The sequence below is a fragment of the Clostridium sp. genome, from assembly GCF_026168755.1.
GTDB lineage: Bacteria > Bacillota > Clostridia > Clostridiales > Clostridiaceae > Clostridium.
The window spans coordinates 1-11,019 of the sequence record NZ_JAPFDR010000070.1 but is presented as its reverse complement, the minus strand read 5'-3'; the positions used below and the strand labels follow the sequence as shown (position 1 = coordinate 11,019).

Sequence of the window (11,019 nt, the reverse complement as noted above, 5' to 3'; positions counted from 1 at the left end):
TGCTCCTTAATATATTCTCTTAATAATTCTTTCGACATATTTGACATATAAAAAACTCCTTCTTGTAATAATTTCTTATCTCAATTATTGCCAAGAAGGAGTTGATTTTATTCAGTTTACACAAAGTTTTTTACAGGGCCATATAAGTTGGTAATTTAAATTGCCGACTTATATTTTTTAGTTTTATTTAATACATAATATTAATAGAATATTTATCTCTTTCAAATGAATTAATTATCTTTTCAATATGTTCATGTCCATTTGTCTCTACAGTAACTTCTAATAATACATTATGAATTCTATTAATAGCTTTAAATTGATTATGCTCAAGTTTTACCACATTTGCATTTTCTTTTGCTAAAATCTCAGATATTTTTAATAGCTCTCCTGGTACATTTTTAAGTTCAACAGAGAAACAAAATAGTCTTCCCTTTGAAACAAGTCCATTATTTATTAATGTTGATATTGTAAGCATATCAATATTTCCACCACTTAATATACAACATACATTTTTATTTTTTGCTTTTAATTTTTTTAATGCGGCTAAAGTTACAACTCCAGAGGCTTCAGCTACTAATTTATGTTTTTCAACTAATAAAAGGAATGACTCAACAATATCATTTTCTGAAACTGTTATAATTTCATCTACATATTCTCTAACGATTTCAAAAGTTTTATCACCAGGTGTTTTTACTGAAATACCATCAGCAATGGTATTAACACTATCTAATGTGCAAACTTTATCCTTTTGTATACTTAATGCCATCGAAGATGCCCCTTCAGCTTGTACCCCAACTATTTTTACATTTGGATTTAATGCTTTAGCAGCAAGACTTATACCTGAAATTAATCCCCCTCCACCTATTGGAACAAGTATATAATCTAAATTATTAATCTCTTCAAATATTTCTAATGCAATGGTACCTTGTCCATAAATAACATCCATATCATTAAAAGGATGTATAAAAACTTTTCCTTCCTCTTCCTCAATTGTTTTTGCTTTAATAAAAGCATCATCGTAACATTTCCCATGAAGAACTATATTACCACCATAATTTTTAGTTGATTCAACCTTTAAATATGGAGTAGTTTGTGGCATTACTATACATGATTCTACTCCCATTAATGATGATGCATATGCAACTCCTTGAGCATGATTTCCTGCTGATGAACAAATAACACCTTTAGCTTTTTCCTCTTCAGACAATGAAATTATTTTATTTAAAGCACCTCTAATCTTATATGCCCCTGTTAATTGAAGATTCTCACACTTCATATATACATTGTTATTACTACTTTTACTAAACACATTACTATATAATAATGGGGTTTTAGTAATTACATCCCTTATATTTTCTCTTGCTTCCTTAATTTTTTCTAAATACATAATATAGCCTCCCATCTGATATGTAACATTAAGCATTTTTTCTAATATATATATATTATCACAAAAATATACAATTATCGAATATAATTTAAAATAGGTATTCTTTACTAAGTAAATATTAATTAAAGTAATTTTATGTTAATAACATAAACCTTAAATATTTAGTTGTATTAATTAAATATAAACTATATAATTACTTTGAATATTAAGATACGGAGTGAATAAAATGGAAGAAAGATTACAAAAGTATATGGCTAGATGTGGTATTGCTTCAAGAAGAAAGTGTGAAGAAATAATTCTAGAAGGAAAAATTAAAGTAAATGGTACCGTTATAACTGAAGTTGGAACTAAGATTAATCCTGAAAAAGATATTGTTGAGTATAATAATGAAATTATAAAAGTAGAAGAGAAGAAAGTTTACATAATGCTTAATAAACCTGAAGGCTATATAACATCTGTTAAAGATGAAAAGGGTAGAAAAACAATTTTAGATATAGTTAATGTTGAAGAAAGAATATATCCTATAGGCAGATTAGATTATGATAGTTCTGGACTATTAATTTTAACAAATGATGGTAGTATTTATAATAATATAATTCATCCTAGAGTATCTATAAAGAAAAATTATATTGCTGTGTGTAAAGGTAAATTTAGTGAAAGCGATATTAAGCGTTTTAAAAAAGGAATAGATATTGGTGGTTATGTTACTGCCGAAGCAGATATTGAAGTAATATCTGAAGAAAAAAGATTTAATAAGAAAAAAAACTGTGATGAAATCTTGTCAACTGTTGAAATTTCAATACACGAAGGTAAAAATAGACAAATAAGAAGAATGTGCTCTTCTTTAAATCATGAAGTTATAAGCCTTAAAAGAGTTTCAATAGGAAATATAAAATTAGGTTATCTAAAAAAAGGTGAATGGAGACCTTTAACTGATAGCGAATTAAATTATATTAAAAGTTTATAGGGGTTTACTTATGTTTAAATATGTTTCAGATGTCAGTATATTAGCACATAATATTATTAGTGAGTATGTAGAAAATAAAGATATTGCAGTAGATGCAACATTAGGAAATGGGTATGATTGTGAGTTTTTATCTTCCTGCTTTAAAAAAGTATATGCATTCGAAATTCAAAAAGAAGCTTGTGAAAAATACATAGATAAGAATAATAACGTAATAATAATAAATGAATCTCATCATAGAATAGATGAATTTGTTAATGAAGAGATTAATTGTATATGTTATAATCTTGGATATTTGCCAGGTGGTAATAAGGAAATAACAACTCTTGCAGAAACAAGTCTTAAAAGTATACAAATCTCTTTAAATTTATTATCTAGTAATGGAATAATGGCAATAGCTATTTATAGAGGTCATAATGAAGGCAAGGAAGAAGAAAGTTGCATTCTACAATATTTGAGAAACTTGCCTAAAAATAAGTTTGGAGTTATGGTACATGAATGTATAAATAGATCTGATAAGTCTCCATTATTAGTGATTGTGGAGAAAAAATAGTCTTTGTTTGAATTATTATTTATAAATCTTGCAATTTTTAATATGCTATCATTGATTAAATTTATAAATAATGCTAAAATAATTGAAGTTAATTAAATTAGGAGAGTACAATAATGGAACGAAGTATTAATGATGAATCAAAGGATTTAATGAAGTTAATTCAAATTAGATTTCCTAGATTAAGTAAGGGACAAAAATTAATTGCTGAATACATATTAAAAAATTATGATAAAGCAGCATTTATGACAGCAGCCAAACTCGGAACTTCAGTTGGGGTATCAGAATCAACTGTAGTAAGATTTGCAATAGAATTAGGTTTTTCAGGATATCCTAAACTTCAAAAATCTCTTCAAGAGTTAATAAAAAATAAATTAACAACAGTACAAAGATTAGAGTTGTCTAGTGATTATATAACTGAAGGTCATGCTTTAAAGGGTGTTTTAAAAGCAGATATGGAAAATATTCGATCTACAATGGAAAAAATCGATTATAATACATTTGAAGATGTTGTTAATAATATTTTTACTGCTAAGAGAATATATATAATAGGTCTTAGAAGTTCAATGGCATTAGCTGAATTTTTAGGCTTCTATTTAAATATAATTTTACAAAATGTAAAAACTGTTGGCTACGGCATTTCTGATATCTTTGAACAAATGATAAATGTTGGCGAAGGAGATTTAGTAATAGGGATTGGTTTCCCACGTTATGCTAGTAGAACTATTGATGCTTTAGCATTTGCTCAAGATAGAGGGGCAAGAGTAGTAGCTGTAACAGATAGTTTCTTATCGCCATTAGCAACAAGAGCTGATTATGCATTAATTGCTCAAAGCAATATGGCATCTTTTGTTGATTCTTTAGTGGCCCCATTATCAGTAATAAATGCTTTAATAATAGCAGTTGGAATGAGAGAAAAAGAAAATATTTCTTCTACATTTAATAGTCTTGAAGAAATATGGCAAGAATACAATGTCTACTCCTATAATAATAGAAATTTCGGAGATGATTAAGATATTTTATTCATAAAAAGGAATTAACATTTGTTAATTCCTTTAGTTATTATAAATAAAATTTAGGAGGATTTTAAATGGCAAAAGTCATTGTAATAGGCGCTGGCCCTGCTGGAATAATGGCAGCAATTACTGCATCTAAAAATCATGAAGTTATTCTTTTAGATGGAAATGATAAAGTTGGTAAAAAACTATTTATAACAGGTAAAGGTAGATGTAATGTTACAAATGCCAAAGATATAAGTGAATTTTTTGATTATATTTATGGAAATCCTCATTTCCTATATAGTTCACTTTACTCGTTTACAAATGAAGATACTGTAAACTTCTTTGAAAGCCAAGGGATAAAATTAAAAACAGAGCGTGGTGGAAGAATATTCCCATTATCTGATAAATCATCTGATATTATAAAAGGGCTTTCTAATGGATTAAAAGAAAATAAAGTTCAAGTTAAACTAAACTCTAAAGTAACTAATATTTTATCTAAAAATGATAAAATATTAGGGGTTGAAATAAATAACTCTCAAAAAATAATAGGTGATCTTTTTATTATAGCTACTGGTGGTGTTTCTTATCCACTTACAGGCTCTAGAGGTGATGGTTATGAATTTGCAAAAAAACTTGGACATAGCATAATTGATTTAAAGCCTTCATTAGTTCCTATTGAATTAAATGAAAAATGGCTGAAAGAATTAATGGGGTTATCTCTTAAAAATATTTCATTAAGTATTTTAAAAAACAATAAAGTTTTATATAAAGAACAAGGTGAGATGCTCTTTACAAGTTATGGAATATCTGGTCCACTGGTCTTAAAAGGTTCAAGATTTATAAAAAATGATTCAAGTTATACAGCTTTACTTGATTTAAAGCCAGCATTAGAAATCAATGAACTTGATAAAAGAATTCAAAAAGACTTTTTAAAGTATCAAAACAAAGAATTTAAAAATTCTTTAAATGATTTATTGCCTCAAAGGATAATTCCTTTAATAATTAAATTAAGTGGTATTCAAGAAGATAAAAAAGTAAATTCTGTAACTAAAGAAGAAAGAAAAAAACTTATACATATAATTAAAAATATAAAAATGAATATTAAAGGTCTAAGACCTATTGAAGAGGCAATAGTTACAGCTGGTGGTGTTAATACATTAGAAATTGATCCATCTACTATGAAATCAAAAATAATTTCAAATTTATCATTTGCTGGTGAAGTTATAGATGTAGATGCATTTACTGGTGGTTATAATGTACAAATAGCATTATCAACTGGATATATCGCTGGAAGTAATATTTAATAATAGTCTGAAATGACATTTTGTTATTGGAAATCCATAATAGTTACTTCTTATTTCCATTATAATAAATAGCAAGTTTCCTTTAAAGATTGTTATATTTTAATTTTAATTATATAATTAATAAGAACATAAGATAGAGGTTTTATTTGAAAGGTGGAAAAATTATTATGAAGATATCTGTAGCAATAGATGGACCAGCTGGTGCGGGGAAAAGTACAATAGCTAAGTTAATAGGTAAAAAATTTGATTTAATGTATATAAATACTGGAGCAATGTATAGAGCAGTAGCTTTATTAGCTAAAAGAAATGGTATTGAAACTACTAATATCCATGCATTAATGACAATGATTGATAACATGGAAATGCATTTTGAAAATGATGATTTAATATTAGATGGCGTTAATATTCAAAATGAAATTACAATGCCAGAAATAAGTGAAATAGTTTCTAATTATGCTTCTATTCCAGAAGTAAGAAATAAGCTTGTTACTTTACAGAGAAAAATGTCAGAAAAATATAATGTAATTATGGATGGTAGAGACATTGGAACAGTAGTGTTAAAAAATTCTAAATTTAAATTTTTCCTAACAGCATCTCCAGAAGAAAGAGCAAAAAGAAGATATACAGAACTTTTAAACAGAGGTCTAGATGTTAATTATGATAAACTTTTAGAAGATATACTAAAAAGAGATCATATTGATAGCACTCGTGCTGTTGATCCATTAAAAAAAGCTGATGATGCTATAGAAATTGATAGCTCTAATTATAATATCACTGAAGTTACTGAAATAATTTGTAATTTTATAGAAAATGCTTTACAATAGATTATGAGATGATATTTAAATTATTAAGATAAATCTTTTATTTAATAATTTAAATTACTCTTAAAAATAATGAATAAGTAGCAAATTTCATTAAAAAACTAAAGAATATAGGAGAAAATTTATGAAAGTATTATTAGCTGAAAATGCTGGCTTTTGTTTTGGAGTTAAACGAGCAGTAGATGAAGCAATAAAAACACAAAAACAATTTAATAAAAAAATATATACATTGGGTCCATTAATACATAATGGTGATGTAGTAAAATACTTAGAAGAAAATAGTATATATGCAATAGACATAAATGACATAGATACTTTAACTAAAGGAGATGTTATCTTAATAAGATCTCATGGTGTATCGAAAAAAACATTTGATGATCTAAATGAAAAAGGGTTAATTGTTATAAATGCAACTTGTCCATTTGTAACTAATATTCAACAAAAGGTTAATAAATTCTCTAATGAAGGATATAAAATCGTTATTCTTGGTGATGAAAAACACCCTGAGGTTGTTGGTATTAATGGTTGGTGTAATAATGATGCCATAATTACTAATGATGGTAGCTTTAAAGATCATCTTCCTAATAAAGTCTGTGTAGTTTCCCAAACTACAGAAAAAGAAGAAAATTGGGATAAAACAATAAATAATTTATCTAAGGAATCAATTAAGGAATTAAAATCCTTTAATACAATTTGTGCAGCTACTGAAGAAAGACAAAAAAGTGTATATGATTTATCAAAAAATGTTGATTTCATGATTGTTATAGGTGGTAAACATAGTTCAAATACAACTAAATTATATCAAATAGCTAAATCAAACTGTGATAATACAATTCACATTGAAAATGCTAGTGAATTACCTAAAGATTTATTAGAAAATAAAAATATTAAAAATATTGGTATAACAGCTGGAGCTTCAACTCCAGATTGGATTATAAAGGAAGTAATCAAAATTATGGAGGGATTATAAAATGGAAGAACAATTATTATTAATGAATGAAATGGATAGAAGATTTAAAATTGGTGATGAAATTGAAGGAGAAATACTTTCAATAAAAGATGGGCAATTACAAATATCTTTAGTTGGATATAAGTCTGATGGAATAATTCCTTTTAAAGAATTAACATCTGAAGATAGACTTGATTCTGTATTAGAAACTTTAAAAACTGGAGATACAATAAAGGCTAAAGTAATAAAATTAAAAAATGAAGATAACTATGTAGTTTTATCTAGATTAGAATACGAAAAGGAAGAAACATTATCTAAATTAGAAGATTTATTCAATAATAAATCTGAATTTGATGTTATTATTAAAGATGCTAAAGAAAAAGGATTAGTAGCATATTATAATGGTGTTAGAATATTCATTCCAGCATCACAAATAGATATAAAATATATAGAAAATAAAGAAGAGTTAGTTGGAACTACTTTAAATGTTAGATTAATTGATTTTTCAAGAGATAATCTTTCAAAGATAGTTGCTTCAAGAAGAATAATATTAGAAGAAGCTAAAGCTCAAAAAGAAAAATTAGCTTGGGATTCATTAAATGAAGGTGATGTTGTAAAAGCTGAAATCAAAAGATTCACTAAATTTGGTGCTTTTGCAGAAATTAATGGTATTGATGGTTTAATCCACTTATCTCAACTTTCATGGAAGCATGTTAGTTCTTGTGAAGAAATATTGAAAATTGGTGAAATAGTTGATGTTAAGATTTTAAGCTTAGATAAAGAAGAAAAGAAATTATCTTTAAGTATAAAAGCTTTAACTCCAGAACCATGGAGCGTAGTAGAAGAAAAATATTCTGTTAATTCAGCTGTTTTAGGTAAGGTAGTTAGAATTAATGATTTTGGTGCTTTTGTAGAATTAGAACCTGGAATCGATGGGTTAGTTCACATTTCTAAAATAAGCCATGATCATATTAAACATCCATCTGAAGTATTAAAAATAGATGAAGAAGTTAAATGTATAATTTTAAGTATCGATAAAGAAAATAAAAGAATTGCATTAAGTATTAAAGATGCACAATAATTTTTAGCAATAAAAAAAGATTACACATATATATAAGTGTAATCTTTTTATCTATTAAGGGTTATGAGAGAATTTAAAAATAGGGGTTAAGTATGGTATTGTTAGAAAGGTTGTCTAGTCATAATTTTGAGAATTTTAAAACTTTGAATTTAGAGAGATTTAGTAAAGAAAACTACGATAAAAACTTTTTTGAATACTATGAAAATGAAAAATTCTTTTTAAAAATTTTTTTAAAAAAGTTTGTTAAACTATTTATCTATAATAAAAAAGTTATAGGTTATATATGGTATGAAGTTCCTGTAGAAATTCCAGTACGAGTATGGTCATTATATGTTAAAGAAGAATACTTAGATTTATTATCACCTAATATTCTGAATAACTTTAATAATACTATTCTCTCTTATGAAACTTGTGATGATAAAACCAATAATGAAATGCTTTCAAAATTAGGATTTAAAAAAGTAAAACCTTCAATTTTGATGAGTATGAATTTAGAGGATTATAATAAAACGCAAAAAATAAATAATCTAATATCATCATTAAAAAATAATATAAATTTACTAAAAACAATAAATTTATTATATAATTACAATATTAAAGAAGTGAAAATTTCTATAGAAAAAGTTATTTTAAATAGAGATGAAGAACTACGTTGTAAGTTGCAAAACTCTATTTTTTCTGCTTCAACTAGAGTTCCTTTAGAAGTCGAAGATATAGAAAGTGATATAGAACAAGAGTATTATATTAAAGATTTATCGCTTTTTATTAAAGTTGATAATATAGCTATTGGATATGGACAAATTATTTATAATAGAGATATGTACACTGTTGTTAATTTTGGCATATTAAATGAATTTAGGCATTATGGCTTTGGTAAAATTTTATTAAATCATTTAATTCAAGCAGCTAAGAATATGAATATTTATGATTTATATATACGAGTTGAAGAAACTAATTATAATGCATTAAAATTATATAACTGGATAGGATTTACTCCTAAATCTATAATTAATAGATGGGAAAGATAAAATTATATTAAAAAGTATTTATAAATAAATTAGAGTAATAGGGAAGTTAGAGTAAAATCTAGCTTCTTTTTTAATATAAAAATTCTAAGCTATTAAGCCATATTATATATCTAAATGATTATATAAAAATAGATATTAAAGAACAGCAAAGATATATACAAGAATTTAAAGAAAGAGTTGTTAAAACAGAAACAAGTGTTAAAGCAGCTCATAAAAGATTAGATGATATAGATAAAGGAATGTGTTAATTTCTTAATAAAACAGCATCCTTAATAAGGGAATATTAAAATAATATAAAGAAAAATAATCAACTTTATCAATAAAATAAATTGCAAAAATGAAGAAATATGATATAATTATGGTTGTAATGTATAATAATGTAATAAAAAGGAGGGATTAAAATGAAATTGAAAAAATATATTGGTGGATTTTTGTTTATGTTAGTTGGTATTTTTGTAAATTTAAATCCAGCATCAGCATTTACAGTAGGAGCTGAAGAAATGCCAGAATCAATGAAAAATTTAAGATAAGTAGGTTTTTATTAAAGTGACTTTAATTATAGCAGACATAATAAATACAATTTTACAGTCTTTTATATTTGTATTTATACCTAATTATTGTATTAAGCCTATATACAAAAAAGGCAAAAAAGAGGTTATTCTATATACATTCATATTATGTACTATAATACAAACTACAACTATTATTATGGGAAATTCAAGTTTGGGGGCTATATTTTTACATGTGATATTACTGATATTTGGTTCAATAATGTTTAGGAAAGATTCAGTAGCAGCAATAATAGCTTTTAATATAATTCAGTTATGTATAGTATTAAATGTTATATTATGTACTACTATTTTCTTTGGTTTTATTATTAATAATATATCTCAAAAATATACCGAAATAGCAGCTATATTATATATTTATTTTCCACAATATATAATGGCTTATTTTTTATTGCATTATAGAATTAAATTTTATGAACTTTATAGAAGTGTTAGAAGTAAGAATTTTTCTATATTTTCATTAATTATTATTACTATATTAGCTGATTTTATAATGTTTTTTTATAGAACGTCTTATGAGTTAGAGCCATCGGGATTTAATGAAATAATTTTTAGTTTATTAGGAATATTTATTTTAAATATAATAATTTATTTTGTAAAAATAGAAAAAAATTCTAAGGAAATTAATGAATTAAATAAGTGTTTAGAAAAAAAGATTAATGAACTACAAAAAGTTAAGCATGACTATGGCTCTCAATTATCATATTTATATGGATTATATCTTATGGGTAATTACGAAAAATTAGGAGATTCTTTAAAGAAAATAATTAATGGTTATAATAATATATTAATAGAATCTGAAACAATAAATAATTCTAGTATATCTTATATTATTAATGGAATAGATCATAGAGGAATAAATGTTGTTATAAATGAGCAAATAGATTTCAATGATATTAATATGATAGAAGTAGAGTTCCAAAGAGTACTATCTAATATATTGAGAAATGCAATTACAGCTATGAATGGAACTGGGGTTATAGAGATTGAAACGTATTGTAGTTTAAATTTTAATATAATAAAGGTTAAAAACAATGGTCCTAAAATTAAAGAAGATATAATTGATAAAATATTTCAACCAGGATTTTCAACTAAAGAGAATAAAAATAAAGAAAATGGATTTGGACTTTCAATCGTAAAAGAACTTGTAGAAAAGAATAATGGAGTTATAGAAGTAGAAAGTAATGATGTATTTACCGAATTCATTATTAAAATACCTAAAAGTTAAATCGAGTAGGAGGTAGATAATTATTTTATCTACCGACCTCTCACACCACCGTGCGTACCGGTCTGGTACACGGCGGTTCTTTAAGTTTAATGAATTTTAATATATTGACGCGTTAGGCTTTTCAAGCCTAAGTCGTT

General features: G+C 25.4%; 11 protein-coding genes. 10 read left to right on the top strand and 1 reads right to left on the bottom strand.

The features are described 5' to 3' along the window. Positions 1-187 precede the first annotated feature (187 nt). Positions 188-1,387, bottom strand: coding sequence for a threonine ammonia-lyase (gene ilvA, locus Q0Y03_RS14430; RefSeq protein WP_297714504.1), 1,200 nt, complete (start codon positions 1,385-1,387; stop codon positions 188-190). Between the two features lie 226 nt (positions 1,388-1,613). On the opposite strand from ilvA, the gene Q0Y03_RS14425 reads away from it, so the two are divergent. From Q0Y03_RS14425 to Q0Y03_RS14380, 10 genes are all read left to right on the top strand, one after another. Continuing rightward, positions 1,614-2,354 (top strand): pseudouridine synthase, encoded by a 741-nt coding sequence (locus Q0Y03_RS14425; RefSeq protein WP_297714503.1) that lies wholly within the window; start codon positions 1,614-1,616, stop codon positions 2,352-2,354. Between the two features lie 10 nt (positions 2,355-2,364). Beyond that, positions 2,365-2,904 carry a class I SAM-dependent methyltransferase gene (locus Q0Y03_RS14420; protein WP_297714502.1) on the top strand — a complete coding sequence of 180 codons (540 nt, stop codon included), beginning with the start codon at positions 2,365-2,367 and terminating at the stop codon, positions 2,902-2,904. 113 nt (positions 2,905-3,017) lie between these two features. Beyond that, positions 3,018-3,914 carry a MurR/RpiR family transcriptional regulator gene (locus tag Q0Y03_RS14415; protein WP_294137333.1) on the top strand — a complete coding sequence of 299 codons (897 nt, stop codon included), beginning with the start codon at positions 3,018-3,020 and terminating at the stop codon, positions 3,912-3,914. Between the two features lie 77 nt (positions 3,915-3,991). Further along, positions 3,992-5,206: an NAD(P)/FAD-dependent oxidoreductase gene (locus Q0Y03_RS14410; protein ID WP_297714501.1), complete on the top strand. Its 1,215-nt coding sequence runs from the start codon at positions 3,992-3,994 to the stop codon at positions 5,204-5,206. A gap of 161 nt (positions 5,207-5,367) precedes the next feature. Beyond that, a complete protein-coding gene (gene cmk / locus Q0Y03_RS14405; protein WP_297714505.1) occupies positions 5,368-6,030 on the top strand; it encodes a (d)CMP kinase in 663 nt (220 codons plus the stop codon). Between the two features lie 121 nt (positions 6,031-6,151). Beyond that, complete coding sequence (locus tag Q0Y03_RS14400) at positions 6,152-6,997, top strand: 4-hydroxy-3-methylbut-2-enyl diphosphate reductase (protein WP_297714500.1); 846 nt, start codon at positions 6,152-6,154, stop codon at positions 6,995-6,997. Between the two features lies 1 nt (position 6,998). Next, positions 6,999-8,057 (top strand): 30S ribosomal protein S1, encoded by a 1,059-nt coding sequence (rpsA, locus tag Q0Y03_RS14395; RefSeq protein WP_297714499.1) that lies wholly within the window; start codon positions 6,999-7,001, stop codon positions 8,055-8,057. 92 nt (positions 8,058-8,149) lie between these two features. Then, on the top strand, positions 8,150-9,085 hold the full coding sequence (locus Q0Y03_RS14390; protein ID WP_297714498.1) for a GNAT family N-acetyltransferase: 936 nt from the start codon (positions 8,150-8,152) through the stop codon (positions 9,083-9,085). A gap of 401 nt (positions 9,086-9,486) precedes the next feature. Beyond that, positions 9,487-9,615, top strand: a complete 129-nt coding sequence (locus tag Q0Y03_RS14385; RefSeq protein ID WP_297714497.1) for a hypothetical protein — start codon at positions 9,487-9,489, stop codon at positions 9,613-9,615. A 214-nt stretch (positions 9,616-9,829) separates the two neighbouring features. Next, entirely contained in the window at positions 9,830-10,882 is a 1,053-nt protein-coding gene (locus tag Q0Y03_RS14380; protein WP_297714496.1) for an ATP-binding protein, read from the top strand. Positions 10,883-11,019: the final 137 nt, after the last annotated feature.

Bases quoted from the DNA above. Each gene is read 5' to 3' on its own strand.
- Q0Y03_RS14425 (WP_297714503.1), top strand. From the start codon at position 1,614: ATGGAAGAAAGATTACAAAAGTATATGGCTAGATGTGGTATTGCTTCA.
- Q0Y03_RS14390 (WP_297714498.1), top strand. From the start codon at position 8,150: ATGGTATTGTTAGAAAGGTTGTCTAGTCATAATTTTGAGAATTTTAAA.
- Q0Y03_RS14415 (WP_294137333.1), top strand. From the start codon at position 3,018: ATGGAACGAAGTATTAATGATGAATCAAAGGATTTAATGAAGTTAATT.
- Q0Y03_RS14420 (WP_297714502.1), top strand. From the start codon at position 2,365: ATGTTTAAATATGTTTCAGATGTCAGTATATTAGCACATAATATTATT.
- Q0Y03_RS14410 (WP_297714501.1), top strand. From the start codon at position 3,992: ATGGCAAAAGTCATTGTAATAGGCGCTGGCCCTGCTGGAATAATGGCA.
- Q0Y03_RS14385 (WP_297714497.1), top strand. From the start codon at position 9,487: ATGAAATTGAAAAAATATATTGGTGGATTTTTGTTTATGTTAGTTGGT.
- ilvA (WP_297714504.1), bottom strand. From the start codon at position 1,387: ATGTATTTAGAAAAAATTAAGGAAGCAAGAGAAAATATAAGGGATGTA.
- rpsA (WP_297714499.1), top strand. From the start codon at position 6,999: ATGGAAGAACAATTATTATTAATGAATGAAATGGATAGAAGATTTAAA.
- Q0Y03_RS14400 (WP_297714500.1), top strand. From the start codon at position 6,152: ATGAAAGTATTATTAGCTGAAAATGCTGGCTTTTGTTTTGGAGTTAAA.